The sequence below is a fragment of the Falsiroseomonas sp. genome (assembly GCF_051859025.1).
Classification (GTDB): Bacteria; Pseudomonadota; Alphaproteobacteria; order Acetobacterales; family Acetobacteraceae; genus Falsiroseomonas.
In genome coordinates this window covers 70,576-96,531 of the sequence record NZ_JBHYGL010000040.1, presented here as the reverse complement: position 1 = coordinate 96,531, position 25,956 = coordinate 70,576, and the positions used below count along the sequence as shown (strand labels likewise).

29 protein-coding genes are annotated in these 25,956 nt (G+C 70.6%); 10 read left to right on the top strand and 19 right to left on the bottom strand.

Features of this window, described 5'->3' with window-relative positions; all coding sequences use genetic code 11:
• Positions 1 to 37 precede the first annotated feature (37 nt).
• Positions 38 to 490 (top strand): general stress protein, encoded by a 453-nt coding sequence (locus tag ACTIE5_RS27695; protein ID WP_439552970.1) that lies wholly within the window; start codon positions 38 to 40, stop codon positions 488 to 490.
• Between the two features lie 61 nt (positions 491 to 551).
• On the opposite strand, the gene ACTIE5_RS27690 is transcribed toward ACTIE5_RS27695, so the two are convergent.
• From ACTIE5_RS27690 to ACTIE5_RS27620, 15 genes are all read right to left on the bottom strand, one after another.
• A complete protein-coding gene (locus tag ACTIE5_RS27690; RefSeq protein ID WP_439552969.1) occupies positions 552 to 2,639 on the bottom strand; it encodes a TonB-dependent receptor family protein in 2,088 nt (695 codons plus the stop codon).
• A 60-nt stretch (positions 2,640 to 2,699) separates the two neighbouring features.
• Positions 2,700 to 3,026, bottom strand: a complete 327-nt coding sequence (locus ACTIE5_RS27685) for a hypothetical protein (RefSeq protein ID WP_092959280.1) — start codon at positions 3,024 to 3,026, stop codon at positions 2,700 to 2,702.
• A 59-nt stretch (positions 3,027 to 3,085) separates the two neighbouring features.
• Complete coding sequence (locus tag ACTIE5_RS27680; protein WP_439552968.1) at positions 3,086 to 3,955, bottom strand: exodeoxyribonuclease III; 870 nt, start codon at positions 3,953 to 3,955, stop codon at positions 3,086 to 3,088.
• A gap of 6 nt (positions 3,956 to 3,961) precedes the next feature.
• Positions 3,962 to 4,645, bottom strand: coding sequence for a fumarylacetoacetate hydrolase family protein (locus ACTIE5_RS27675; protein ID WP_439552967.1), 684 nt, complete (start codon positions 4,643 to 4,645; stop codon positions 3,962 to 3,964).
• Positions 4,646 to 4,760: 115 nt separating this feature from the next.
• On the bottom strand, positions 4,761 to 5,819 hold the full coding sequence (locus tag ACTIE5_RS27670) for an NAD/NADP octopine/nopaline dehydrogenase family protein (protein ID WP_439552966.1): 1,059 nt from the start codon (positions 5,817 to 5,819) through the stop codon (positions 4,761 to 4,763).
• A 13-nt stretch (positions 5,820 to 5,832) separates the two neighbouring features.
• On the bottom strand, positions 5,833 to 6,669 hold the full coding sequence (locus ACTIE5_RS27665; protein WP_439552965.1) for an EamA family transporter: 837 nt from the start codon (positions 6,667 to 6,669) through the stop codon (positions 5,833 to 5,835).
• 57 nt (positions 6,670 to 6,726) lie between these two features.
• Positions 6,727 to 7,122, bottom strand: coding sequence for a helix-turn-helix domain-containing protein (locus tag ACTIE5_RS27660; RefSeq protein ID WP_439552964.1), 396 nt, complete (start codon positions 7,120 to 7,122; stop codon positions 6,727 to 6,729).
• A gap of 154 nt (positions 7,123 to 7,276) precedes the next feature.
• The gene (locus ACTIE5_RS27655) at positions 7,277 to 7,834 is read right to left on the bottom strand and encodes a Smr/MutS family protein (RefSeq protein WP_439552963.1); all 558 of its coding nucleotides are present in this window, start codon (positions 7,832 to 7,834) and stop codon (positions 7,277 to 7,279) included.
• Positions 7,835 to 7,843: 9 nt separating this feature from the next.
• Complete coding sequence (locus ACTIE5_RS27650; protein ID WP_439552962.1) at positions 7,844 to 8,611, bottom strand: LutC/YkgG family protein; 768 nt, start codon at positions 8,609 to 8,611, stop codon at positions 7,844 to 7,846.
• Positions 8,608 to 8,865 carry a hypothetical protein gene (locus ACTIE5_RS27645; RefSeq protein WP_439552961.1) on the bottom strand — a complete coding sequence of 86 codons (258 nt, stop codon included), beginning with the start codon at positions 8,863 to 8,865 and terminating at the stop codon, positions 8,608 to 8,610. Before ACTIE5_RS27645 ends, ACTIE5_RS27650 begins: the two co-directional genes overlap by 4 nt.
• Positions 8,862 to 10,292, bottom strand: coding sequence for a LutB/LldF family L-lactate oxidation iron-sulfur protein (locus tag ACTIE5_RS27640; RefSeq protein ID WP_439552960.1), 1,431 nt, complete (start codon positions 10,290 to 10,292; stop codon positions 8,862 to 8,864). Before ACTIE5_RS27640 ends, ACTIE5_RS27645 begins: the two co-directional genes overlap by 4 nt.
• A complete protein-coding gene (locus ACTIE5_RS27635) occupies positions 10,292 to 11,059 on the bottom strand; it encodes a (Fe-S)-binding protein (RefSeq protein ID WP_439552959.1) in 768 nt (255 codons plus the stop codon). The genes ACTIE5_RS27640 and ACTIE5_RS27635 overlap by 1 nt, the downstream gene beginning before the upstream one ends.
• A gap of 38 nt (positions 11,060 to 11,097) precedes the next feature.
• Complete coding sequence (gene dnaQ / locus ACTIE5_RS27630; RefSeq protein ID WP_439552958.1) at positions 11,098 to 11,829, bottom strand: DNA polymerase III subunit epsilon; 732 nt, start codon at positions 11,827 to 11,829, stop codon at positions 11,098 to 11,100.
• A 79-nt stretch (positions 11,830 to 11,908) separates the two neighbouring features.
• Positions 11,909 to 12,493, bottom strand: coding sequence for a dephospho-CoA kinase (coaE, locus tag ACTIE5_RS27625; RefSeq protein WP_439552957.1), 585 nt, complete (start codon positions 12,491 to 12,493; stop codon positions 11,909 to 11,911).
• Positions 12,494 to 12,506: 13 nt separating this feature from the next.
• Positions 12,507 to 13,364: a shikimate dehydrogenase gene (locus ACTIE5_RS27620; protein WP_439552956.1), complete on the bottom strand. Its 858-nt coding sequence runs from the start codon at positions 13,362 to 13,364 to the stop codon at positions 12,507 to 12,509.
• A gap of 98 nt (positions 13,365 to 13,462) precedes the next feature.
• Here ACTIE5_RS27620 and ACTIE5_RS27615 point away from each other — a divergent pair, with 98 nt between their 5' ends.
• The 4 genes from ACTIE5_RS27615 (at position 13,463) to ACTIE5_RS27600 (ending at position 16,631) form a co-directional block, all read left to right on the top strand.
• Positions 13,463 to 14,122, top strand: a complete 660-nt coding sequence (locus ACTIE5_RS27615; RefSeq protein WP_439552955.1) for a GntR family transcriptional regulator — start codon at positions 13,463 to 13,465, stop codon at positions 14,120 to 14,122.
• A complete protein-coding gene (locus tag ACTIE5_RS27610; protein ID WP_439552954.1) occupies positions 14,119 to 15,090 on the top strand; it encodes a Bug family tripartite tricarboxylate transporter substrate binding protein in 972 nt (323 codons plus the stop codon). The genes ACTIE5_RS27615 and ACTIE5_RS27610 overlap by 4 nt, the downstream gene beginning before the upstream one ends.
• The gene (locus ACTIE5_RS27605; protein WP_439552953.1) at positions 15,087 to 16,298 is read left to right on the top strand and encodes a mandelate racemase/muconate lactonizing enzyme family protein; all 1,212 of its coding nucleotides are present in this window, start codon (positions 15,087 to 15,089) and stop codon (positions 16,296 to 16,298) included. Before ACTIE5_RS27610 ends, ACTIE5_RS27605 begins: the two co-directional genes overlap by 4 nt.
• Positions 16,299 to 16,367: 69 nt before the next feature.
• Positions 16,368 to 16,631, top strand: a complete 264-nt coding sequence (locus tag ACTIE5_RS27600; protein WP_439552952.1) for a GlsB/YeaQ/YmgE family stress response membrane protein — start codon at positions 16,368 to 16,370, stop codon at positions 16,629 to 16,631.
• A 63-nt stretch (positions 16,632 to 16,694) separates the two neighbouring features.
• Here ACTIE5_RS27600 and ACTIE5_RS27595 read toward each other — a convergent pair whose 3' ends face one another.
• Together ACTIE5_RS27595 and ACTIE5_RS27590 are read right to left on the bottom strand one after the other, a co-directional pair.
• The gene (locus tag ACTIE5_RS27595; protein WP_439552951.1) at positions 16,695 to 17,663 is read right to left on the bottom strand and encodes a Bug family tripartite tricarboxylate transporter substrate binding protein; all 969 of its coding nucleotides are present in this window, start codon (positions 17,661 to 17,663) and stop codon (positions 16,695 to 16,697) included.
• 19 nt (positions 17,664 to 17,682) lie between these two features.
• On the bottom strand, positions 17,683 to 18,252 hold the full coding sequence (locus tag ACTIE5_RS27590) for an HD domain-containing protein (protein WP_439552950.1): 570 nt from the start codon (positions 18,250 to 18,252) through the stop codon (positions 17,683 to 17,685).
• 98 nt (positions 18,253 to 18,350) lie between these two features.
• Between ACTIE5_RS27590 and ACTIE5_RS27585 the strand changes: the two genes are divergently transcribed.
• Positions 18,351 to 19,256, top strand: coding sequence for a polysaccharide deacetylase family protein (locus ACTIE5_RS27585; protein WP_439552949.1), 906 nt, complete (start codon positions 18,351 to 18,353; stop codon positions 19,254 to 19,256).
• A 1-nt stretch (position 19,257) separates the two neighbouring features.
• Positions 19,258 to 20,169, top strand: coding sequence for a polysaccharide deacetylase family protein (locus ACTIE5_RS27580; RefSeq protein WP_439552948.1), 912 nt, complete (start codon positions 19,258 to 19,260; stop codon positions 20,167 to 20,169).
• On the opposite strand, the gene ACTIE5_RS27575 is transcribed toward ACTIE5_RS27580, so the two are convergent.
• Positions 20,156 to 21,070: a tripartite tricarboxylate transporter substrate binding protein gene (locus ACTIE5_RS27575; RefSeq protein ID WP_439552947.1), complete on the bottom strand. Its 915-nt coding sequence runs from the start codon at positions 21,068 to 21,070 to the stop codon at positions 20,156 to 20,158. The two genes, ACTIE5_RS27580 and ACTIE5_RS27575, sit on opposite strands and share 14 nt — an antisense overlap.
• Before the next feature lie 112 nt (positions 21,071 to 21,182).
• On the opposite strand from ACTIE5_RS27575, the gene ACTIE5_RS27570 reads away from it, so the two are divergent.
• Entirely contained in the window at positions 21,183 to 22,112 is a 930-nt protein-coding gene (locus tag ACTIE5_RS27570) for an isocitrate lyase/PEP mutase family protein (protein WP_439552946.1), read from the top strand.
• A gap of 1 nt (position 22,113) precedes the next feature.
• Here ACTIE5_RS27570 and ACTIE5_RS27565 read toward each other — a convergent pair whose 3' ends face one another.
• Positions 22,114 to 23,058, bottom strand: a complete 945-nt coding sequence (locus ACTIE5_RS27565; RefSeq protein ID WP_439552945.1) for an ornithine cyclodeaminase family protein — start codon at positions 23,056 to 23,058, stop codon at positions 22,114 to 22,116.
• Positions 23,059 to 23,372: 314 nt separating this feature from the next.
• On the opposite strand from ACTIE5_RS27565, the gene ACTIE5_RS27560 reads away from it, so the two are divergent.
• On the top strand, positions 23,373 to 24,425 hold the full coding sequence (locus tag ACTIE5_RS27560) for an amino acid ABC transporter substrate-binding protein (RefSeq protein WP_439552944.1): 1,053 nt from the start codon (positions 23,373 to 23,375) through the stop codon (positions 24,423 to 24,425).
• A 203-nt stretch (positions 24,426 to 24,628) separates the two neighbouring features.
• Entirely contained in the window at positions 24,629 to 25,834 is a 1,206-nt protein-coding gene (locus tag ACTIE5_RS27555) for an amino acid ABC transporter permease (RefSeq protein WP_439552943.1), read from the top strand.
• Positions 25,835 to 25,956: the final 122 nt, after the last annotated feature.

Below are 25,956 nucleotides of genomic sequence, written 5' to 3'. Positions count from 1 at the left end.
GCGGCCCCAACCGAGTGAGAGATGGGAGAACGACATCATGGCCAGCAACAACCAGGGCAATTCGAATCCCGGCAATTTCGCGAATGACCGCGAGAAGGCGTCCGAGGCCGGCCGCACCGGCGGCCAGCACCAGGGGCGGGAGAACAACCCCGGCAACTTCGCGAATGACCCGGAGAAGGCCGCGCGCGCCGGCCATGTCGGCGGCACGCACCTGGGTAAGGACAACAACCCCGGTAACTTCGCGAATGACCGGGAGAAGGCAGCCGAGGCCGGCCGCGTCGGCGGGCAGAGCCAGGGCAAGGAAAACAACCCCGGCAACTTCGCCAATGACCGGGAAAAGGCGTCCGAGGCCGGCCGCAGCGGCGGCCAGCAGAGCCAGGGCGGCGGCGGCGCGCAGAACAACCCCGGCAATTTCGCGCAGGACCGGGAGAAGGCGTCCGAGGCCGGCCGCAAGGGCGGACAGAGCAGCGGCGGCGGCAACCGTAGCTGAATGAGCGGGGCCGCCGGTGGAAGCCGGCGGCCGTTTTTCATGCCCAGGGGGCGGGCGGGTTTCAGAAGCGGAACTGCACCCCCGCATAGGCGCTGCGGCCGAAGCCCGGTTCGAACAGCGCGCTGTTCGCATTCGCCACCGTCGCCACGCTGGTGCTGGAAATGTAGCGCGTGTCGCCGAGGTTCCGCGCCTCCGCGAAGACGGTCACGCCATGGCCGACATCCCAGCCCCCGCGCAGCCCGAACAGGGCGTAGCTGCTGGTCTTCAGCGTGTTGGCGTTGTCCGCGTAGAAGGATTGCGGCACCCAATCCAGGTTCGGCGCCACCCAGAAGCCGGCGGGATGGGCGTAGCGGAGTTCGGCGCGCAGCAGGTGCCGGGGCGCGCCGGGCAACTCGTTGTCGCCGAAGCTGCGGTCCCCGTCGAAGCGGAAATCGCTGAAGGTGTAGGCGCCGCGCAGCCGCAGCGTGTCGCCGACCACGATGGAATCCCGCGCCGCCAGCCAATCCGCCCCGGCCTCGATCCCCTGGTGGATGGTGCGGTCGACATTCTGCGCCAGCGACGTGCCCGCCGTGGGGCCCGCGAGGAGCTGGATCTCATCCTTGATCCAGGATCGGTAGAGCGTGACCTCGTAGCTGAGGTCGCCCTGCCGGCCGCGCGTGCCCACCTCCGCCGTCACGGCGCGCTGCGCGTCGAGGCGGGAGAAGCCGCCCACGGCCACGAGCGGCGTGAGATCCGACAGCGTCGGCGGCTCCGTGCTCCAGGTGAGGTTGGCAAAGAGCTGCGCCTGGTCCGTCACGTCCCACAGCGCACCGAAGCGCGGGTTCAGCCACTGCCAGTGGCCGCTGCCGCTGTCGTCGCGGAAGGGATCGGCGGATGTGACGGCTTCCGTCAGGAAGCGGTCGCGGGAGGCACGATAGGCCTCCCCGGCCTGGAGGCCGGTGATGATCGCGACATCGGGGCGCACCCGCAGCGTGCTTTCGGCGTAGAGGTCGTTGGTGCGCGCGCGGTCGAGGGAGGAGGCGGTGCGCGTGCCGGCGCGGCCGCCGATGTTCAGGTACCGGTTGCTGTCGGTGACGCCGATCGCGGCATTGGCGCCGACCACCAGGCGGTGGTCCATGCCGCCCACCACGCCATCCAGCGTGGCGCGGGCATAGGCGCCGACATCGTCGTTGCGCTGGTCGATGTACTGGAAGATCGGGTGGTCCAGTTCACGCCGCACCATGCTGATGCCGGCTTCCAGCAGCACACCTTCCATCGGCCGGACCGCGGTGCGGCTGCCGAGGCGGAGGCTTTCGATGTTGCGCTGGTAGTCGCCCGTCAGGTTGGCGCTAGCGGCGGTGCGGGGCGACCGCAGCGCCTGGGCGCGCGTCACGGCGCCGGGGATCTGCTGCCAGATGTTGTTGTAGGTGACGTAGAAGCGTGTCTCCGCATTGTCCGACCAGCGATAGCCGACATTGCCGTTGACGCGCTGGCTGCGGCCGGCGCTGTGGTCGCGGAACCCTTCCTGGCTGAGGGTGGAATAGGCGATGAAGGCATCGGCCTGACCGGCCGTGGCGCCATAGCTCAGCAAGCCGCGGGCAAAGCCATGGCTGCCGGCTTCCAGGCGGACCGTGCCGCCGGGGTTGCTCTGCGCGGTCTGGGACACGCCGTTGAGCGCGCCGCCCAGCGTGTTGGCGCCGAGGGCGAAGGCGTTGCCGCCGCGGAACACCTCCAGCCGCTGCAGAAGCTGCGCATCCAGTTCCTGGAAATCACCGCTGCCATCGGCCTGGTTGAGCGGCATGCCATCCAGCGTCAGGCGCACGCCGCGCAGGTGGAAGTTCCGGGCCAGGCCGGAGCCGCGGATCGAAAGGCGCGAATCCTCGCCCCATTTCGGCTGGGCGAAGACACCGGGGGTGAGGTCCAGCATCTCCCGCAGCGTGGTCGAGCCGGGGCGGTCGAGGAAACGCTCCGCCGGCACGATGGAGACGTTGCCGGGGATGCGGCGGGCTTCCTCGGTCGCCTGTTCGTTGGAAGGTGTCGCTGCGGCGGCCGGGATGGGCGGCGCGGTGACGGTGATGGAGATGCCCGGGGTGGCTTCCTGGGCGAAAGCGAGGGTGGGCGCGAGCAGCGCCGTGCCGGCCAGCAGCCGGCAACGCGTGATGAGACGCATGATGGTTCCGTTCCTGTCCTGATAGGTGCGCGAAGGCGCGGCGCGGTGCCGCGCGGACCGTCAGGAGAGGGGGGGAGCCTGGGCGCCGAGCGGCGGCCCGCGGATGGGCGGGCGCGGCGCGGTGGATTGGGGGAGGGCGTCCGCCTGCGCCACGCGCACCCAATGGGGCGTGGGCAGCAGCGGCGGGTCGAGCGCCGCGACCGCGGGCACGGCGTGGCAGGCGGGGCAGAAGCCGGGGCCGTGTTCCGCCGGGTCATGCGCCGGCAGGGGCAGGACCTGGCCATCGGCGCCGATGGCGACGCGCTTCAGGCCGTCCGGCCCGCAGATCTCCATCACCAGCGCCGCATGCCCGGCGCCACGCGCCAGGCAAAGCGAGGGCGCCAGCACCGTCTGCAGCAGCAGGACGGCTCCGAGCAGCGGCCCGAAGCGACGGAGAAAGCGGCGGATCAGGTCGCGACCTCGATCAGCACGGGGACGTGGTCTGACGCCTTCTCCCAGCCGCGGGCGTCCTTCAGCACGGTGTGGCTGCGAAGGCCGCCGGCGAGGTCGGGGGAGACCCACATGTGGTCCAGCCGCCTTCCGCGGTCGGAGGCGCGCCAATCGGCGGCGCGGTAGGACCACCACGTGTAGAGCTTCTGATCGGCGGGGACGAAGTGGCGGAGCGCGTCATGCCACTCGCCGGCCGCCATCATCGCGGTCAGGGCCGCGGTCTCGATCGGCGTATGGCTGACGACGTCGAGCAACTGCTTGTGCGACCAGACATCATGTTCCAGCGGCGCGATGTTGAGGTCGCCAACCAGCACCGCGCGCCTGAAGCCGCCAGCCGCCTTGCGTTGCGCGGACCAGGCGGTGGCCTCCGCCACGAAATCCAGCTTGTGCGCGAACTTGATGTTCTTCTCGCGGTCGGGGATGTCGCCGCCGGCCGGGATATAGAAATCGTGCAGCTCCACCGCGCCGCCGGGGGCGTCGATCTCCACGGCCAGGTGCCGGCAATCGCCCTTGCCGCACCAATCGGGATCGGCGCCGTCGCGCGTCGCGAAGGGCAGCTTCGAGAGGATGGCGACGCCGTTGTAGCCCTTCATCCCGCGGATGGCGCGATGGGCGAAGCCGAGGGCCTCGACGCCCTCATGCGGGAAATGTTCGTCGGGGCACTTCGTCTCCTGCAGGCAGATCACGTCGGGGCTCAGCGCCGCGACGAGATCCGCCAGCAGGGGCAGGCGGAGGCGGACGGAATTGATGTTCCAGGTGACGATGCGCAGCGGCCTGGCCGCCTGGATCACCGCGGGGGCTTCCGCCCCCTTCTTCCGAACCGCCATGCGACCTCAAACGATCTTGGTCTTGACCGTGCCGACACCCTCGACGAAGCCTTCGAGGACATCGCCGCGGACCACGGCCGCGACACCTTCCGGCGTGCCCGTCATGATCAGGTCGCCCGGTTCCAGCCGCACCAGGCCGGAGAGGTTCGCGATCACTTCCGGCACGGACCAGATGAGCTTGGAGAGGTCTGAGGTCTGCGTGACCTTGCCGTTCACGCGCAGCTCGATCTTGCCCTTGGAGGGATCGATGCCGGCCGCCGGGACGAGCATGCCCATCGGGGCGGACTGGTCGAAGCCCTTGCCCATGTCCCAGGGGCGGCCGGTCTTCTTCGCCTCGTTCTGGATGTCGCGGCGCGTCATGTCGAGGCCGGAGCAGTAGCCCCAGACATGCTTCAGCGCGTCCTCGATCTTGATGTCCACGCCGCCGGTGCCGATGGCGACGACCAGCTCCATCTCATGGTGCAGGGACTTGGTGACGGAGGGGTAGGGCATGTCGGCGTCGTTGATGACGACGGCGTCGGAGGGCTTGGTGAAGTAGAAGGGCGGCTCCCGCGTCGGGTCGGAACCCATCTCGATCGCGTGCTCGGCGTAGTTGCGGCCGACGCAGAAGATGCGGCGCACCGGGAACAGGCCGCCGCCCTTGACGGGCAGCGCCGCCTGGGCGGGCTGGGGAACGACGTAGTCGGCCATGGACGATCCTTGCGATTGGGGCCTGGCGGCCTGGGACGAATGGCCGGGACCATAGCCGCGCGCGGGTTCCGCGCAAGATCATGACCCCCACCGCCGCCCCGGGCGGCGGGTTTGTTCAGGCGCGGCCGATGCCTTCCCACAGGCCGCGCGGCAGGCTGGCCAGGTCGATCGCGTCCAGGACCGGGTTGGCGCGAAGGTCGCGGCCCCACAGCGCCTCCAGCGCCGTGACCACGGCCGATGTGACGGGCATCGGCGTGGTGCCGGCCAGGGCCAGGTAGAAGGACAGGCCGAAGGGCACGTCTTCTGTCACGTAGCGGGTTTCCAGGGTCTTCGGGCCGAGGACGTCCGGGCGTTTCGCGGCGATGGCGGCGGCGGTTTCCGCGAGCGGCGCGGGGGGGACGCCGTTGGCGCGCTGCAGGAAGCTCGCGAGGCTGTCCAGGCGATGGCCGAAGCGGGCGGCAAGCGCATCGCGCTCCGCGCCCATCGCTTCCATGATGCGGCAGGCCGCAGGGGTCATCATGGCGTATTGGGACCAGGCCTCCCCGCGCTCCATGCGCGTGACGTTGGTCAGCGCCATCACGGCATGGGCGATGGGGTTCAGGTTCAGCAGGCTCGCATGCAGCGCATCGGGCGAGGGCGGGCATTCATGGCCGAACAGGTCCTGGGCCAGGGCCGCCATGGCGGGGCCGGCGGCGGCGGGGATGGCGGCGACCTCCACCGCGCTGCGCAGCATCGCAACCTTCACCCGGTCCGGCCCCAGGCGGCGGGCGCCGCCGGGGGTGGTGGCCATGGCGCCGATGGGGGCGCGCCCAGGGTCCGCGCCGCGGGCGGCGAGCATCGCGTCGAGCGCGAGCGGCGCCAGGCTGGCGGCGGGGGCGATCAGCAGGGGGAGGTTCGCGGGCAGGCTCGCCGCGATGCGGGGCAGGACATCAGCGAAGGCATAGGCGGGGACGGCGAGGAAGGCGGCATCGGCGCCGGCGAAGGCTTCGTCGAGGCTCGTGGTGGTGGGGACCGGGAAGGCGCCGGTGATCAGGCCCTCCGCGTGCAGCGTGCCGTCGATCCCCGCGATCCCGCCGCCGGACGGCGACCAGAGGATGGCGCTGTGGCCGCGGGAGATGGCGAGGATGGCGGAGGCCGGGCCGATGGCCCCGGCCCCCAGGACAGCGAGGTGCACTCGAAAACATCCTTCAGACGAGGCGGAGGCAGGCGGCGCCGAGGGTGATGGCCAGCGCGCCGGCAATGCGCGTCGGGCCCGGGCGTTCCCCCAATAGCAGCGCCGCCAGCGCGACGCCGAACAGGATGGAGGATTCCCGCAGCGCCGCCACCGCCGCGATGGGCGCCTGCGTCATCGCCCAGAGCGCCAGGGCGTAGGAGCCGAGCGTCGCCATCCCCGCCCCCAGCCCGATGCGCCAGCGCCGGCGGACATGGCCCGCCAGCGCCGCCGGGCGCTGCCAGGCGACCAGGCCCACAAACAGCAGCGCCGTCAGCAGGAAGACCCAGAAGGTGTATGAAACTGCATGGCCCGACGCCCGCGCGCCGGTGCCATCCACCAGCGTGTAGGTCGCGATGACCAGCGCATTGGCGAGCGCGAAGCCGATGGTTGGGAGGTCCGGCTTCGCGCCGCGCTTCCACGCCATGGCCAGCACGCCGCCGCAGATCAGCACTACGCCCGCCCAGCCTGCCAGGCCGAGTGCCTCCCCCAGCACGGAACCGCTGAGAAGCGCCACCAGCAGCGGCGCGGTGCCGCGCATCAGCGGGTAGGCCAGGCTCATCTCCCCGCTGCCATAGGCGGCGGCGACCAGCCAGAAATACAGCAGGTGGATGACGCCGGAGGCGATCAGGAAGGGCCAGGAAGCGGGGTCCGGCAGCGGCAGGAAGGGGATGGCGATGGCGGCCAGGGTGGCGGAGCCCAGCACCACCAGCGCGGTGTCCAGCAGCTTGTCGCCGCCCGACTTCACCAGCGCGTTCCATCCGGCATGCAGGGCGGCGCCGAGCAGGACCAGCAGCATGACCGAGGTGGACAAGAACGCGCCTTCGCGGTGTCACGGGACTGTCATGAAAGCCCGCGGGCTGGCCTGCGTCTACCGGCCTGCGGCGCGGCGGAGGCGGGGTTTCTCGGACGGTGCTTCCCGGTCCAGCAAAGCGTGCATGGCGGCCACCGTCTGCGGGGTGAGGCGGTGGATGGTGTCGGCGAGGCGGTTGGCGAGTGCCGTCGCCTCCGGCGTCAGGCCGCCGGTCTCCAGCGTGACCTTGGGGTGGGAGAGCTTTGCCAGTTCCGACAGCTCCTCGGCCTCGTCCCAGATCAGGCCGAAGAACTCGTTCACCTGGTGGACCAGGCCGGCGGAGGGGCGGCCGCGATGGCCGTGCTCCAGCGCGGAGAGATAGGCGGAGGAGACCTGGAGGGCTGCGGCCATGTCCTTGAGGGTGACGCGGCGGGCGCGGCGGAGCGCGCGGAGGCGGGCGCCGAAGGGGGTCATGAGTAGCAGGGGGGCACCGCCCCCCTGCACCCCCGGCCAGGGGCGAACCGCCCCTGGACCGTCATCAATGGCCTGGGTTCCAAGGGCCCGCTGGCCCTTGGCATGGGGGGTGTGGGGGGAACGGCGTTCCCCCCACCTGGCCTGGAAAGCACCGTTACCACCCCTTCGCCCGATGCACCCGCCGCAGCAGCAGGTTCACCGCCCCGGCATTGGTGGGATGCGGATGCGCCGCCCCCAGCACCAGCGGCCGGAGGTCCGGCGCATTCAGCCAGTGCGGCAATTCGCGCTTCAGGATCCCGCCCTCGGGCTGCGGCCCCTTCCCCGTCACGACCGTGACGGTGCGGATGCCGTCCGCCGCCGCGTCATGGATGAAGGCGCGGAGTGCCGCATGGGCTTCCTGCACGCGCCGCCCATGCAGATCGAGCGTTCGTTCGGCGCGCATGTCGCCGCGCCGCAGCGCCGTCCAGCGCTTGCGGTCGAGGCCGCCCGGCGCCTCGCCCACGCGGATTTCCGGGATGGCGGGCCGGCCGGCGGGCTTCGCGGGGGCGGGTTTCACCAGGATCGGCTCCGCCGGCGGCACGGGGGGCGGGGGCGGCGGTTCCGGCGCAGTGGGGCGCACGCGGCCGAAGAGCGGCGTGATCTCCGCGGTGTAGGCGTGCCACAGCGCGAGGTCGGTGCCGCTCAGCCCCTTGGGTCGCGCGCGTCGGATCACGGCCGGTGGTCAGTCGCCGGGGGCGGCGGGCTGGCCGGGCTGGACGGGGGCCTCGGCCCGCGCCTCGGCGGGGCTGGCCATGCGGGGGGCGGGTTCGTCCTCCACCAGAAGCACATGCAGGCGGCGGGGACCGTGGGCGCCGAGTTCCAGCGTCTGCTCGATATCCGCGCTGCGCGACGGGCCTGTCACGAACATCAGGTTGCGCGGCATGAAGCCGCCGGTCATCGCATCCTGCCGTTCGGCGCGCAGCCGGTCCCAGGCTTCCTCATAGGCGCCGACCACGGCGGAGGCGCGCAGCACGACGATCTCCGTCTCCGGCAGCAGGTTCAGCGTGGCGGGGCGGACGGGGTCGGAGGGGAAGAGGATGGTTCCCGTCTCCGCCACACCCGCCCAGCCATGCTGGAGGGAGACGACGTCGCCATCCCGCGCGGCGCGGGCCTCACGCTCGATCATCGGGCGGGCGGACCAGTCGAGGGAAGCGAGTTCGGGGTGGGGGGCCACGACCAGGCGGGCGGGCAGGTTCTGGGCGGCGAGGAAATCCGCCACGGCGCCGGGGATGGCGGAGACATCCGGCACCCGTTCGACCGTGCCGAATTCCTTCTCCACGTTGCGGATGAAGAGCGCGATCTGCTCCGGCCGCGGCAGGCGGGACCGCGCCGGGATCAGATGGCGCGGATGGGTCGCCAGGCGGCCTTCCAGCATGGCGCGCTGGTCGGCCGGCAGGGGGCCGCGCTTCAGGCCGCGGCGGATGGCGCCGAGGATGGCGTCCTTGCTCATTCGCCCCGGTCCTGGTCGGCGCCCTGCTGCGCGATGGCCTGCTCGGCCTCGAACGCCTCCTGCACCGCTTGTTCCAGCTTCGCGAGCGACCGTTCGATCCGGTCCAGATCCTGGTTCAGGCGGGCGGCGGGGGTATCGGCATCGATGCCGGCGTAGATTTCCGCCAGCGTGCCGGTCGGGCGCTGGGGAACGCGGGCGGGCTGGTTCTGGGGGAAGCGGTGGCCATGCACGCGCTCGGCCTCGTGGTCGCTCATCGGCGGGCTCCTTGTTGCGCCTTATAGCGGGCCATGAAGGTGCCTCCCGGTTCGGGTGCGGGCAGGTCACGCCCCTCGGTCCATCCGCCGGCGAAGGGCAGCCAGCGGAAGGCCCCCTTGCCGCGGCTCAGCAGGGACAGCGCACCGATGCCGAGGCGGGTTGCCAGGCGATAGGCGGAGGGGCGCCGCGCGAACCAGGCCCAGAGGGCGATGTTGCTGCGGATGCCCTGGGGCGAGAGGTGGCGTTCGAATTCCCGCTCCCGCCAATGGCGCATCAGCTTGGGCAGGGGAATCTTCACGGGGCAGACGCTTTCGCACTTCCCGCAGAAGGTGCTGGCGTTGGGCAGATGCCCGGCCTTGTCCACGCCGACCAGTGTGGGCGTCAGCACGCTGCCCATGGGGCCCGGATAGACCCAGCCATAGGCATGCCCGCCGACCGCGCCATAGACCGGGCAGTGATTCATGCAGGCGGCGCAGCGGATGCAGCGCAGCATCTCCTGGAAGTCGGTCCCCATCATGTTGGACCGGCCATTGTCGATGAGCACCACGTGGTATTCCTCCGGCCCATCCAGGTCGCCTTCGCGCCGGATGCCGGTGGAGAAGGTGGTGTAGACGGAGAAATCCTGGCCGGTGGCGGAGCGCGCCAGCAGGCGGAGGAGGGAGGTGCAGTCCTCCAGCGTCGGTACGACCTTCTCGATGCTGGCGAGGACGATGTGCACGCGCGGCAGCGTCTGCGTCAGGTCGCCATTGCCTTCATTGGTGACGATGACGCTGCTGCCGGTCTCCGCGATCAGGAAATTGGCGCCGGTGATGCCGACATCCGCCGCGAGGAATTTCTGGCGGAGGCGCGTACGGGCCTCGGCCAGGATGTCGCGGCGTTCGTTGAAGACGCGGTCCTTGGGAAGATCGGTGTGGGACAGGCGGAACTGCGCTTCCCAATCCTCCCGGTTCAGGTGGAAGGCCGGGGCGATGATGTGGCTGGGGTGTTCGTGGCGAAGCTGGATGATGTACTCGCCGAGGTCGGTCTCGACCGGCTGGATGCCATGGGCTTCCAGGTGGTCGTTCACGCCGATCTCCTCGGAGATCATCGACTTGCCCTTGGTGACGGTCTTCGCGCCGGCCTTGCGGCAGATGTCGAGCACGGCGGCGCGGGCATCGGCCGCGGTGGAGCACCAATGGACCTGGCCGCCGGCCTTCTCGACGTTCGAGGCATAGGTCTCGAGGTAGAAATCGAGGTTGGCGAGGGTGTGGTTCTTGATGTCGCGGCCGGTGTCGCGCAGCGTCTCGAACTCCGGCAGGGCGGCGACGGCGGCGGCGCGGCGCTGGAGGAAGGCGCCCTTGGCCTTGCCGAGGGCCTTCTGGAGGCCCGCATCTTCGAGCGCCGCGGCGGCGTTGCGCTTGAAGGCGGGGGAGGTGACCTGGACCATCAGTGAGCCTCCCCGATCGGCGCGACATCGCCGGTGACGCCGGCGAGCACCTCCGCCACATGCCGGACTTTAACGCTGGAGCCTTCGCGCTTCAGCTTGCCCGCCATGTTCAGCAGGCAGCCGAGGTCGCCGGCCAGCAGCGTGTCCGCGCCCGTCGCCGCCACATCCTTGGTCTTGTCGCCGACCATGCGGTTGGAGATGTCGGGATACTTCACGCAGAAGGTGCCGCCGAAGCCGCAGCAGATCTCGGGTTCCGCCATTTCCTTCAGTGCCAGGCCTTCGACGCTATTCAGCAGCGCGCGGGGCTGGGCCTTCACGCCGAGTTCGCGGAGGCCCGAGCAGCTGTCGTGGTAGGTGGCGATGCCGTCATAGCGGGCCGTGACGGATTTCAGGCCGAGCACATCGAACAGGAACGATGTCAGCTCATGCGTCTTGGCGCCCAGCGCCTCCGCCTTCCCCCGGTAGAACGGGTCATCGGCGAAAAGCGCGGGGTAGTGGTGCGCGATCTGCCCGGCGCAGGAGCCGGAGGGCACCACCGTGTAGTCATAGGGGAAAAAGGCATCGACCACGGCGCGGGCCAGGTCGGTGGCGGTGGCGCGGTCCCCGCTGTTGTAGGCGGGCTGGCCGCAGCAGGTTTGGGTGTCCGGCACCACCACCTCGCAGCCCGCTTCCTCCAGCAGCTTCAGCGCGGCGAAGCCGACGGAAGGCCGGTACAGGTCCACCAGGCAGGTGACGAAGAGCGCGACGCGGGGGCGGGGCGGGTTCATGCCCCCAATGTAGGACAACCCCCCGGGATGCGGGAGGGTCAGCTTTTGGCCTGGGCTTCCGTGGCCGGTGCTTCGGCGAAGGGCGGCTTGAGCCAGAGGGGATCGCCCTTGCCCAGGCGCTTCGTGACGAACTCCGTATGGGCGGCGACTTCGGCCTCATTCGCCTGGACCAGGACGGGGCTGCGGGCGACGGGGGCGGCGATCACCACGCCCGGCAGGGCGGGCTTGCTGGTGGCGGCCGCCAGCTCGAACCCCGGCTGCTTGCCGCCCATCAACTCCAGATAGACTTCCGCCAGCAGCTTCACGTCCAACAGCGCGTTGTGGCTGGTGCGCATGGAATTATCGACGCCAAGCCGCCGGCACAGCGCATCCAGGCTGTTCGGCAGGCCGGGATAGCGGCGCTTGGCGATCTCCAGGCTGTCCACCATCCGCGTGCGGTCCAGCTTCTTGTGGCCGGCACGGACCAGTTCGGCATCCAGGAAGCCGTAGTCGAAGCGGGCGTTGTGGGCGATCACCTCGCTGTCGCCGATGAAGTCCAGCATGGGCTGGGCGATGTCGCGGAACAGAGGCTTGCCGCGCAGCATCTCCGCCGTGAAGCCGTGGACCTTCGTGGCTTCCTCGGGGATGTCGCGCTCGGGATCGACCAGGACATGGAAGGCCTGGCCGGTCGGCATGAAATTGTAGATCTCGATGGCCGCAACCTCGATCACCCGGTCGCCGGTGGCGGGGTCGAGGCCGGTGGTCTCGGTGTCGAGGACGATCTGGCGCATTCAACTCTCCAGAAAAGCGCCCCTCCCCTCTCCCAACCCTCTCCCCCCCGAGGGGGGGGAGACGGCTTTTCGAATCGGGTCAGCGCAGACGGCGGACGATCGCCCTGATCTGGCGCTGGGCGGCGTGACGGGACAGACCCGTCCTTACCACATGATCGGCGCGACGGCGCTTCTCGGCATCGGGCATCTGGCGGGCGAGGATGGCGCGCAGCCGATCCTCCGTCATGCCGCCGCGGGCCAGCACGCGGGCGCGCTGCACGGCAGCGGGGGCGGAGACGACCAGCACCAGATCCACCCGCCCCTCCCCCTTCGTCTCGAACAGCAGCGGTACGTCGAGCACGGCGAGGGCTTCGCCGCGGCGACGGCAGGCGGCCAGGAAGGCACGCTCCGCCTGGCGGACCAGGGGGTGGACGATGCGTTCCAGCACCTTGAGCGCCGCGAGATCGCCGAGGACGCGGTTTCGCAACGCCTCCCGGTCCACGCTTCCGTCCTTCGCCGTGCCGGGGAAGGCGGCCTCGATCGGGCGCACGGCGGCGCCGCCCCGGCCTTGCAGGCGATGGACGGTGGCATCGGCATCGAAGACGGGCACGCGCAGCTGGCGGAAGGTGCGGGCGGCGGTGGACTTGCCCATGCCGATGCTGCCCGTGAGGCCCAGAACCTTCATGGACAGGGGACCTTCATCGGCGCGGGATGTCGTGCGCCACGTAGTCCCGCAAGGCCTGGTCCACCTGCGGCTCCACGCCGAACCATTCCCGGAATCCGGGCCGCGCCTGGTGCAGCAGCATGCCCAGGCCATCCACGCCACGCAGGCCCCGCGCGCGGGCGGCGGCCAGCAAGCGGGTCTCCAGCGGCACATAGACCATGTCGGCCACGACAGCGGTGGCGGGGAGCGGCGCGAGGTCGATCTCCAGCGGCGGCTCGCCGGCCATGCCGAGCGACGTGCCGTTCACCAGGAGGCTCGCTTCCTCCAACGGCGCCGTGGCCGCGACCTCGACCGGCCCGCCGAGATCGCGGGCCAGCGCCTCCGCCCGCGCGGGCGTGCGGTTGACGAGGATCAGGCGGGGGCAGCCGGCATCGAGCAGCGCGGCCGCGACGGCCCGCACCGCGCCGCCGGCACCCAGGATCACGGCCGGGCCATCGCTGGCCACCCAACCCGGCGCCTGTTCGCGGATGGACTCCAGAAAACCGAAGCCATCGGTGCTGGTGCCATGGATGCGGCCATCGGCATCGAAGACCAGCGTGTTCACCGACCCCGCCCGCTTCGCCACCTGGTCCACCACGTCACACAGCGCATAGGCCGCTTCCTTGTGGGGGATGGTGACGTTGGCGCCGGCGAAGCCGAGATCGGCCAGGGCGCGCACCGCCGTGGCGAACCGCTCCGGCCGCACGGGCAGGGGCAGGTAGGCGCCATCGATGCCGTGCCTGGCCAGCCACCAGCCATGCAGGCGGGGCGACCGGGAATGCGCGACGGGCCAGCCCAGCACGCCCGCCTTGCGGGCCTTACCGGAGAGGGCGGGATCGGGGCTCGTTTCCATGATGATGCCAGTGAAGCATCGCCCCGGGCGGGGTCAATGGCGCCGGGATGATGTTTGCTGCTTGTTGTTTTCGAAAATCGATTATACAGAATAGACCCATGGCCGAAGCCCTCTCCACCCCTGCCTATGCCCGCCTGCGGGACCGCCTCCGCGCCGACATCCTGGGCGGCGCCTGGCAGCCCGGCACGCACCGGACGCTGGGCGCGTTGGCGGCGGAACACGGCGTCTCCATGTCCCCGGTGCGGGAGGCGCTGCTGGCGCTGGAGGGTGAGGGGCTGGTCGAGATCCGCCAGCATCGCGGCGCCGTGGTGCCGGTGCTGGACGCGAAGCTGTTCGCGGACCTCTACGACCTTCGCGGCGCCCTTCAGTCCCTGCTGGCCCGCCGCGCGGCGGAACGGGCGAGCCCGGCCCAGATCGCCGCCATGGCGGTGCATGAAGCCGCCTATGCCGACGCGGCCGCGAAGGGCGACGCCGCCGCGGCGCTGGCGGCGAATGAGGCCTTCCACGATGCGCTGGAGGATGCGGCGGACAATCCGCAGGCCACCGCGCTCTACAAGGCGCGGAGTGCCTTCGTGAACACGGTGCGGCTGCGGCTGGGCTTCGGGCAGGCGCGGATGGCGGAAGCCGCCGCGCAGCACCGCGCCATCCTGGCCGCCATCGCGGCCCGCGAACCGGAGGCCGCCGCCGCCGCGGCCTTCGCCCATGCCATGGCGGCCAAGCGCGACCTGATTGCGCGGCTGGAGGAAGGACGAGAATGATGACGACGATCACCCGCCGCACTGCGCTGGCCGCGGCGCTGGCCATGCCGGGCATCGCCCGCGCGCAAGCCTGGCCGGACCGGCCGCTGCGCCTGGTGGTGGGCTTCGCGCCCGGCGGCACGGCGGACCTCGTCGCGCGCCTGGCCGCGGCGGAGATGGGGCGCGCGCTGCGGCAGAATGTGGTGGTGGAGAACCGGCCCGGCGCCTCCGGCAACATCGCGACGCAGGCCCTGGTGCAGGCGCCGGCGGATGGGCTGACGATCGGCTTCGCGGGGCTGCAACTCGTCACCAATCCGGGGCTGATCCCGCAGCTCGGCTACGATCCCGCGCGGGATCTGGTGATGGTCGGGCAGCTGACGGCGCTGCCCGTCGTCGTCATGGCCAGCGCCCGGTCCGGCATCACCAACATCGAGGAAGCGGTCGCCCGCGCGCGCGGCCCGGGCGTGACCATCGGCACGGCGGGGGTCGGCACATCCTCCCACCTCGGCGCGGAGCTTCTGTTCCGCGCCATCGGCGGGAAGTTCGAGGCCGTGCAGTATCGCGGCGGCGCGCCGGCCTTCCAGGCGCTGATGGCGGGCGATACGGAGATGATGTTCGACCTGGTCGCGAGCTACCAGGCGCCGGCGGTGGCGGAGGGCCGCGTCCGCATGCTGGGCGTGATGCAGCAGGACCGCACGCAGGGCCTGCCGGAGGTGCGATCCTTCGGGGAGGCCGGTCTGCCGCCGGCGGCGATGATGCGGTCCTGGCAGGGCATCTGCGTGAAGGCCGGCACGCCGCCCGCCATCCTCGCCGCGCTCCATGCCGCGACCCTCGCCGCCGTCCGGTTGCCGGAGTTCCAGGCCAGGCTGAAGGCGCTCGCGATCGAGCCGGTTGAAAGCCCCTCCCCCACCGTCTTCGAGGCGCTGTACCGGGAGGAACTGACGCGCTGGACCACCCTCATCCGAGAAGCGGGGATCACGGTGCAATGAGTGTCGCCATCAAGGGTCCGCGCATCACGGGCATCCGCACCTTCCTGATGCAGGCGGGGCCGCTCGGCGTCTCCGGCTGGGCGGCGGATGTGCGGAATTCCATCACCACGGGCACGCGCAACTGGCTGTTCGTGAAGGTGGAGACGGAGGACGGCATCACCGGCATCGGGGAGGGCAGCGGCTGGCCGCGGGTGGTGGAGGCCGCGGTGCGGGACCTTTCCTCCGTTGTCATCGGGCAGGATGCCTTTGCCATCGAGCTCATGACCCAGCGCATGCAGGTCGCGATGATGGGGCATGGGATGTCGGGCGTGGTCGGGCAGGGCGCGATCGGCGCCATCGACATGGCGCTGTGGGACATCAAGGGGAAGGCGCTGGGCGTGCCGGTCTGGCAGCTGCTGGGCGGAAGGCTGCGGGACCGTATCCGCGCCTATGCCCATGCCAGCACGCCGGACCAGGCGCGCGCCGCCGTCGCCAAGGGATTTCGCGCGCTGAAGACCGGGGGTGTGAAGAATCCGGTGGAGAAGGCGACCGCGATCCGCGCGGCCGTGGGCGACGACATCGACATCATGATCGACGCGCATGGCCCGCCCTGGCTGACGGCGCCGGACGCCATCGGCATCTGCCACGCGCTGGCGCCGCTCTCGCCGCTGTTCGTCGAGGAACCGCTGGCGCCGGAGGATATGGAGGGCTACCGGCGGCTGCGCCGCTCCACCGATGTGCCGCTGGCGTCCGGCGAGCGGCATGGCGGCTTTCAGGGCATCGCGACGCTGCTGCATGAGGGTCTGGTGGATGTCGTGCAGCCGGATGCCGGGCGCTGCGGCGGCATCACGGGGCTGCGCAAGATCGCGGTGCATGCGGAGAGCCGCTTCGCCACCGTGGCGCCGCATGCGGGCTCGCTCGGCCCCGTTGCGGAATATGCGGCGCTGCATGTGCTGGCCTCGATCCCCAATGCGCTGATCCTGGAGAAGATGGACCCGGATTGGGAAGGCCGCGCGCGCTGCGTGACGGCCACGCCGGAACTGCGCGACGGGCATCTGATGATCCCGGAGGCGCCGGGGCTTGGCATCGACATTGATGAGGAATTCGTCGCGCTGCACCCGAGCGTCCGGAATGTCGGCCTGCCCGCGGGTGGCTGGCCGGAGGGGACGGAGGAGGCGACGCTCTATGCCCAGCCGCGCCATCCGCGGGCGCCCGCCTTGCGGCGCTGAACAGCGCGACAGGGCGGGAACCCGGGCCCCTGCCGCGATTTACGTCGCGGCAGAGGCAGGAGCGCCGCCATGGGTTTCATCTGGACCATCATCATCGGCTTGATCGCGGGTGCGATCGCCAAGTTCGTCATGCCGGGGCGTGATCCCGGCGGCATTATCGTGACGATCCTGCTGGGCATCGTTGGTGCGCTGGTGGCGACCTGGCTCGGCCAGGCGATCGGCTGGTATCGTGCGGGCGAAGGCGCGGGCCTGATCGGCGCCGTCGTAGGCGCCATCATCGTGCTGGTCGTCTATCGCATGGTGGCCCGCCGCGACGCGGTCACGCGCGGCTGAAGACGGTCCAGGGCCGGTTCGGCCCTGGCGGTAGGGGTCTGGGGAAGGCAGCGCCTTCCCCAGCTACAGGTTGGTGACCCCCGCGCGCTTCACGGCATCCGCCCAGAAGGCGATATTCTCCTCGACGAAGCGGGTTGTCGCCGCCGGGTCCATGATCTGCGGCTCGAACCCGATCTCCCGGAATCGCGCGACGAGTTCCGGCTGAGACAGCGCATCGGCCATCGCCCGGCTGAGCCGTGCCGTCGCTTCCGCCGGCATGCCCGTGGGCCCGGCGATGCCGAACCAGTTCTCCACGATCACGCGCGGCAGGCCGGATTCCACGAAGGTGGGGATGTCCGGCATGGTCGGCAGGCGCGTGCGGGCGGAGATGGCCAGCGCGCGCAGCGTGCCGGCGCGGATATGGGGTGCGGCGCTGGGCAGGCTGTCGCACATGGCCGGCACTTCGTTCGCCAGTACCGCCTGCAGCGCGGGCCCGGCGCCGCGATAGGGGACGTGGACGATATCGACACCCGCTTCCAGCTTGATGAGTTCGCCCATCAGGTGGTTCGACGACCCATTGCCGGAGGTGGCGTAGTTCACCTGGCCGGGGCGGCGCTTCGCTTCCGCGATGAAGCCTGCCAGGTCGCGCGCCGTGAAGCTGGGATGCACGACCAGCACGGAATGGAACAGGCCGAGCATGCCGACATGGGTGAAGTCGCGCAGTGCGTCGTAGCCGGGGTTGGCGACGACGGCGGGGACGATGCCGTGCGATCCGACGCCGGAGACGACGAGGGAATAGCCATCCGCCGCCATCCGCGCCACGGCCTGGGAGCCGACGCCGCCGGAGGCGCCGCCGCGGTTCTCCACCACCACGGACTGGCCCAGCACGGATTGCAGCCGTTCCGCCGCGAGGCGCCCGACGACATCGGTGGAGCCGCCCGGCGGGAAGGGCACGACGAGGCGGATGGTGCGGTTGGGATAGGCGCCTTGCGCCATTGCCAATCCTGGTGTGGCGAGGGCCGCGGCGATTGCCGCGCGGCGGGTGATCTTCATGCGGTTCTCTCTCCGGGTTTCAGCGGCGGCGGATGATCTGTTCCTTGACGAACTGGTCGCCATGGATGGCGGTGACGTCGATCTCATCCGCCAGGTAGACGATGCGGCCTTCCAGCGTCTCCGGCAGCTTCGCCGCCGATGGGCTGTGGGTGGCGATGATGTGCAGCACGGGCAGCGGCACGCCGTGCTGGGCGGCCAGGCGCGCTGCCTCGAACGCATGGGGCATGGCGCGGCCGAGCGGTGTCTTCTCCACCCCGCCGCCGGGCTTCGGCTGGTATTCCACCAGCTTCGACGCATCCTGCAGCAGGCAGGCGGCGATCAGCACGTCCCGGTCGATCTGCGTGCCGTGGAAGCGCTGCAACACATCGGCGATGGCGAGGGCGAGGGCGGTGACGCTGCGGGTATGGGGCACGTTGGGATAGGCGATCTCGCCTGATGTCGGCACCGATGCCAGATCGTCAAAGGAGGATTGCGCCCAGAGGTCGCGCCACACCGCGCGCACCTTCTCCGCCAGCGATGCGTCGCTGATCTGCGCGACCTCGGGGAAGTAGGTGTCGAGATCGAGCGGTGGGCGCGGCGTGTTCGTCATGCGCGGAGGCTAGGCGCGTATCGCAGTATTGGACAAGGTGCGTTGCCCGCCCTCGCGACGCGGCGCATGATTCCCGACATGCCCCCAAGAGACCGCGCATGAATCCCGAGGACCGCTTCCCCAATTTGCCGCTGCCGATGCGGCCGCGGCTGCAATGGCCGGATGGCAAGCGCGTCGCGCTCTGGGTCGTGCCGAATGTGGAGCACTACGAATTCCTGCCGCCGGTTGGCGCGCGGCGCGATCCCTGGCCGCGCACGCCGCATCCCGACATCCAGGGCTATGGCACGCGGGACTACGGCAATCGCGTGGGCTTCTGGCGACTGGCGGACATGATGGACCGGCTGCGCATCCGCTGCACCGTCAGCCTCGGCGTCGCGGCCTTCGAGCATTATCCGGAGGTGATGAAGGGATGCCTCGACCGCGGCTGGGACGTGATGTGCCACGGCATCTACAACACGCGCTATTTGTGGGACGTGCCGGAGGAGGAGGAGCGCGCCTATATCCGCGATTGCGTCGAGAGCTATGCGCGCGTCACCGGCGGCGGCAGCATGGCGGGGTGGCTGAGCCCGGCGCTGTCGCACACGCTGAACACGCCGGACCTCGTGGCGGAAGCGGGGTTCCGCTACTTCTGCGACGTGGTGCATGACGAACAGCCCTGGCCGATCCGCACCCGTGGTGGACAGACCATGATCTCCCTGCCCTACACCGTCGACCTCAACGACGCCGTGACGAACCGCGCGGGGTGGGAGGCACCGGATTACTGCCGCATGGTGCGCGACGCCTTCACGCGGCTCTACGCCGATGGGGAGACGCAGGGCCGCGTGATGTGCCTGGCGGTGCATCCCTACAACATGGGCCAGCCGCATCGCGCGCGGCACCTGGAGGAAACGCTGGCCTGGATCATGGGGCATGAGGGCGTGTGGCAGGCCACCGGCGCGGAGATCGCGGATTGGTACCTGGCCCAGCACCATCCGCGCGTCATGGCCGCGCTGGAGGGTCGCTGACATGGCCGGTTTGCGCCAGCCGGGGATGGACCACGACCTCTATCCCTACGCGCCACTGCCGGGACGGGGCGCGCTGCGCTGGCCGGGCGATGCAGGGCTTGCCTTCGCGCCGGTGCTCTACCTCGAGCATTGGGAGTTGCTGAACACGCCGGGGACGAAGCGCGTCGCGGGGGCGCAGGGGCCCTGGGGCAACCTTTCCCCGGATTGGCGCAGCTTCACCTACCGGGACTACGGCAACCGCATCGGCATCTGGCGGGTGCTGGAGGCGCTGGCGGCGCGCGGGCTGCGCGCGACGGTGGCACTCGGCAGCGCGGCGGCGGAACGCCACCCCGCGGTGGTGGAGGCGATCGTGGCGGCAGGGCATGAGGTGGCGGCGCATCCCAGCCACGCCACGCGCCTGCATGCCAGCCACATGAGCGAGGAGGAGGAACGCGCGGCCATCGCTGCCGCCATCGCCAGCGTGGAACGCAGCACCGGCACGCGGCCGCGCGGCTGGATCGCGCAGGATTTTTCGGAATCGACTCACACGCCTCGGCTGGTGGCGGAAGCCGGGCTGGAATGGCTGGCGGATTGGCCGAATGACGAACAGCCCTATCTGCTGAACACCACGCCCGGCATCGTCTCCATCCCCGTGATGGCGGAACTGGATGATGCGCAGATGATGTGGGCGAAGCTGATCCCGGGCTGGGAATGGCCGCCGCTGGTCGGCGAGGCGGCGGCGCGGTTGACGGCGGATGCGGCGGGCGGCGCGGGGCGGTGCCTGCTGCTCGGCCTGCATCCCTGGCTGGTCGGCCAGCCCCACCGCATCGGGCACCTGGAACAGGCGCTGGATGCGGTGCTGGCCGTGAAGCCCTGGTGCGCGACGCTGTCGGAGATCGCGGCCGCGGCGAAGCCTCAGATCAGCTCAGGCTGAGCGTTGGGATCAGCGCGCGATAGATCTCCCGGTCGCGCCGCAGCGCGGCGGCGAAGAGGTCCGGCGGCAGGAAGGCGGGGTTGACGCGGGCGCGCGTGGCGAATTCGCGGAATTCGGGGCTGGCGATGGCCACGCGCACCGCCTCCACCCAGGCCGCGGCGACGGCATCCGGCAGGCCGCGCGGGGCGAAGAGGCCGATATCGACGCTCTGCACCAGGTCGACGCCGCTTTCGCGCAGCGTCGGCACATCGGCGGCCAGCGGATTGCGTGTCTCCCCGAACTGCACCAGCGCGCGCAGCCGGCCATCGGCGACGGCGGGCAGGATGGCGACGGGCAGGCCGATGACGAAATCGGCGTGGCCGCCGAGCACCGCCGTCATCGCCGGTGCCAGGCCCTGGAAGGGCGCGTGCAGCAGCTTCACGCCGGCGGTGCGGGCCATCGCCTCCCCCGCCAAATGCACGGCGGTGCCGGCGCCGGAACTCGCGAAGACCACGCGTTCCGGATTGGCGCGGGCATGGGCCAGCATCTGCGCGAAGCTGGCATAGGGCGCATCGGGGCGCGCGGCGAGGATATGGGTGTTCGCCGTCACGCGGCAGAGGGGCACCAGATCCTCGAACGCATAATTCGGGTTGGGCAGCAGGGGAAGCACGGTGGCGACGGCGCCGGCGGCATAGAGCAGCGTGCGGCCATCGGGCCGGGCCGCCGCCACGGCACGCGCGCCGATGGCGCCGCCGGCACCCGCGCGGTTGTCCACCACGACGGCATGGCCGAGCGCGCCGCGCAGCAGCGGCGCCAGGGCGCGCACCTCCTGGTCCGTCACTCCCGGGGCATAGGGCACGACCACCGTGGCCGTGCCGTCGATCGGCTGCGCCACGGCGTTGCGCGTGGCAGCAGCCATCATTGCCAGAATCAGTGCACTGCGCCTGCGCATCATCATCGTTTCCTCCGCGGGACTTTCGCCGCGGACGCAGGATGCTACGCTGCCGCGGGCCCGGCAATCAGGACATCGCGCGATGAAGAAGACGACCCGCATGCGCCAGTTGCTGGCGGGGGAGGACGTAGTCGTCTCCCCGGGTGTCTATGACGGCTACAGCCTGCGGCTGGCGCAGCGCGCGGGGTTCCACACCGCCAGCACAAGTGGCGCGGGCATCGCGAATGCCAGGCTCGGCGTGCAGGACACCGGGATGATGTCGCTGCACGAGAATGTCGATGCCTGCCGCGCCATGGCGGCATCGGTCGACATCCCGCTGATGGCCGATGCCGATACGGGATACGGCAATGCGGTCACGGTCTTCGGCGTGGTGCGGATGTTCGAGGATGCTGGTGTCGTCGGCATCAACATCGAGGACCAGGAATTCCCCAAGCGCTGCGGCCACATGAAGGGGAAGGAACTGATCCACCCGCGGGAGATGGCGAAGAAGATCGAGGCCGCGGTGAAGGGGCGGCGCGACCGCGACTTCATCATCAACGCCCGCACCGACGGCATCGCGGTGGAGGGGATCGAGGGCGCGATCGAGCGCGCGAGGATCTACGCCGCCGCCGGCGCCGACATGATCTTCCCCGACACCGTCAGGGGAGAGGATGACATCAAGCGCCTGGTCGATGCGGTGGACATTCCCATCAGCATCAATATCGGCTTCGGCATCCGCAGCCGCCCGACCACGCCGCTGATCCCGGTGAAGCGTCTGAAGGAACTGGGCGTGAAGCGCGTCAGTGTGCCGCGGATGCTGCCGGCCGCCGCGCTGAAGGCGATGGAGAACGCGCTGGCGCTGCTGCGCCACACGCTGGAGACGGGGGAAGTCGTGGACCGGCCGGACCTGCTGTTCTCCATCGACGACATCAAGACGCTGATGGACTACGAGACGCTGGAACGGCTGGAGGAGGAGCTGCTGCTGCCCGAGCAGCTCTTTCGCAAATACCAGGCGGAGAAGGCGCGGATCTGAGTCAGCCGGCCTGGTAGGCCAGGATGGCGGCGGCCAGATCCTCCCCGGCCCAGCCGACGGATTTGAACAGGGTGACTTCATCGGGGCGGGTGCGGCCGGGATGGGCGCCGCGGGTCAGGGCTTCGAGGTCCGCGACCACGGCGGCTTCCGTGATCGCGCCCTCCGCGATGGCCTGCACGACGTCACCGGCCTCCGCCAGCACGCCGGCGCGCGTATCCGCGACCACAGTGGCGCGGGCCAGCAGGGCGCCGTCGCTCTCCCGCATCGTCGGGCGGAAGGCGCCGACCAGATCCACATGCGTACCGGGGGAGATTTCGGCGCCGCGCACCAGTGGCGCGTCGGAGAGGGTGGCGCAGGAGACGATGTCGAAGCCGCCGGGATCGGGGCTGGACGCCACGCGGGCGGGCAGGCCGTGGGCGGCCAGGCGGCGGGCCAGGGCCTCGGCCTGGTCGGGCTTGCGGGCCCAGATCGCCACATCCTCGATCGGGAAGCGGCCGCACCAGGCCTCCGCCAGGGTGGTGGCGACGCGGCCGGCGCCCATCACGAGGAGGCGGCGGCTGTCGGGCCGCGCCAGGTAGCGGCCGGCCAGGGTGCTGGCGGCGGCGGTGCGGCGGTCCGTCAGCTCCCCCCCATCCAGCATCGCCAGCGGCACGCCGGTGGCACCGTCCGACAACAGGTAGACGGCCTGGACGGCGGGCAGGCCGCGCGCGCCATTGGCGGGCAGGACGTGGACGATCTTGACGCCCGTGAAGCCCCCGGCTGATGCCGGGCCCGTCCAGGCGGGCATGAGGAGGAGCATGCCCTCCGCTTCGTCACCCGGCTGGGGCAGGGGGTGGCGGTGGCGCAGCGGCGCGGCGCAGCCCTGGCGGAACATCGCCTCCAGCGCCTGTTCCAGCGCGGCCCAGGGCAGGGCGGCGCGAAGCTGTTCCGCGGTGACGATGCGCATGGAGGACAACCTTCTGCCGGGTGGGCTGGGGGGCAGGGACCTGTCGCATCCCGCCCGCGGGGCGCCAAGGGGGGGCGCCAAGGGAGGCGGACGCGGCGTTTGAACGCGGCGTTTGACAGGGGCTTGCGTCCTGCGTAGGGGCGTGGGCCGGGGGGCATGCCGCGAGATGCGCGTTGATCCGGGGCGGCGGCTGGCGCAGCATCCCTGAAACGGGGATGGCCGGCGGTGCCCGGGGTTCGGCGCGCGGCGTGGCGGCACCACTGCGGTTGAAACAGCCCGGGCCTGAAGGGGCGGGGCATGAGGGAGATGACGGTATGAAGGCGCTTCGCCTTTCTGTGACGCGCGCCCTGGGTGGCGTGGCCCTGGCGGCATCCCTGGCGGCACCGCTGGCAGCCCAGCAGGCGCCGGCGGGCAGCGCGGCCGCGACGACGCTGGACGCGATCCGCGCCCGCGGCAGCCTGATCTGCGGCGTGAACACCGGCCTGGCCGGCTTCGCGCAGCCGGACAGCCAGGGCGTGTGGCGCGGCTTCGACGTGGATTACTGCCGCGCCGTCGCCGTCGCGCTGTGGAACGACGCGAACCGGGTCCGCTACGTGCCGACCACGGCGCAGAACCGCTTCACGGCGCTGCAATCCGGCGAAGTGGACATGCTGTCCCGCAACACGACCTGGACGCTGTCGCGCGACACCTCGCTGGGCTTCGATTTCACCGGCATCAATTTCTATGACGGCCAGGGCTTCATGGTGAAGGCCTCCGCCGGCGTGCGGACGGCGCGCGACCTGAACGGCGCCACCATCTGCGTTCAGCCCGGCACGACCACCGAACAGAACCTGACGGATTGGGCGCGCGCCAACCGCATCCAGTTCACCCCGGTGGTGATCGAACAGCTGAACGACGTGGTGCAGGCCTATGTCTCCGGCCGCTGCGACGCCTACACGACGGACGTGTCCGGCCTTGCCTCCACCCGTTCCGCCCAGGCGCGGCCGCAGGAACACGTGATCCTGCCCGACGTGATCAGCAAGGAGCCGCTCGGCCCGCTGGTCCGCCATGGCGACCAGCGCTTCGCCGACCTGCTGCGCTGGATCCATTACGGCCTGATCGGTGCCGAGGAAATGGGCATCACGGCCGCCAACGTGGTGCAGGCCGCCGCGTCCGACCAGCGGCCGGAAGTCCAGCGCATGCTGGGCCGCACGGGCGACCTCGGCCGGATGCTGACGGTGGACAATGCCTGGCTGGTCAACGTGATCCGCACGGTCGGCAATTACGGCGAGGTGTTCGAACGCAACCTGGTGCCGATCGGCCTGCAGCGTGGCCCGAACGCGCTGTGGACGACGGGCGGGCTGCAGTACTCGCCGCCGTTCCGGTGAGGTGACAGGGGGGCGCCGGCACCATGCCGGCGCCCCAACTGTCTGCCCGGCCCCCGGCGGTGCCCGCCACCGATGCGGCCCCCCACTTTCAGGGTGCCGGCCCGCGGGCTTCCCGCCGCCGGAACCCTCGGAATTTCTTCACGCCGTGCCTGACTGCCTGAAGCGGGGCCAACCCCGCCGGGCCACTTCACCAGGGAAGCCTCATGTCCTCATCCACCGCCGATCCGCGCCTGGCCTCCGCCGGTCCGCCGCGCCGCCCGATCCGCCTGTCCTGGTCGGATGAACGGCTGCGCGCCATCGTCTGGCAGGTCATCGTCGTCGGCATCGTCGGCGCCATCGTCTGGTGGCTCTGGTCCAACACCGTGCACAACCTGGAGGTGCGGCGGATCGCGACCGGCTTCGGCTTCCTGAGCCGGGAGGCGGGGCTGCCGATCGGCGAATCGCTGATCGACTACGACCCGACCAACAGCTACCTGCGCGCCCTGACCGTCGGCGTGCTGAACACGCTGAAGGTCGCGGTGGTGGGCGTGATCCTCGCCACCATCCTCGGCACGCTGATCGGCATCGCCAAGCTGTCGAAGAACTGGCTCGTCTCCAAGCTGGCCAGCTTCTACATTGAGGTCATCCGCGACCTGCCGCTGCTGCTGCAGCTGCTGTTCTGGTACACCATCCTCCAGGGCCTTCCCGGGCCGCGCCAGGCGCTGAACCCGGTGGATGGCGTCTTCCTGTCCAACCGCGGCATGAAGCTGCCCTGGATCGAATGGCTGCCCGCGCATAACTGGGCGCTGCTGGCCATGGTCGTGGGCGCCGTCGGCACCTGGGCCTATGCGCGCGCCATGCGGGCGAAGCAGTATGCGGATGGCCAGCCGCGCAAGATCTGGCCGGCGGGCCTGGCGCTGATGGTCGGGCTGCCGCTGGTGGTCTGGGCGGCGCATGGCGCGCCCTTCACGCCGGACATCCCCGCGCTGCGCGGCTTCAACTTCCGCGGCGGCATCTCCATCAGCCCGGAATACTTCGCCCTCCTGCTCGGCCTTGTGACCTACACCGCCGGCTTCATCGCGGAAATCGTCCGCGCCGGCATCCAGGCGGTGAACCAGGGGCAGTGGGAAGCGGCGGAGGCGCTCGGCATGCGGCGCGGCGAGATCCTGAAGCGGATCGTGCTGCCCCAGGCGCTGCGCGTGATCGTGCCGCCGATGACGTCGCAATACCTGAACCTGACGAAGAACAGCTCGCTCGCCGTGGCCATCGGCTACCAGGACATCGTCAGCATCGCGAACACGACGCTGAACCAGACTGGCCAGGCGATCGAGGGCATCGCCATCATCATGCTGGTGTACCTGACCATCAGCCTGTCGATCAGCCTGTTCATGAACTGGTACAACGCGCGCATCGCGCTGGTGGAGCGGTGAGCCCCATGAAGCCGACAGACATCAAGGGCTGCCGCGCGTTGTGCTTTTCCCCGTGCGCCTTGCGGCGCAACGCGCGCATCGCGCTGGTGGAGCGGTGAGCCCCATGAAGCCGACAGACATCA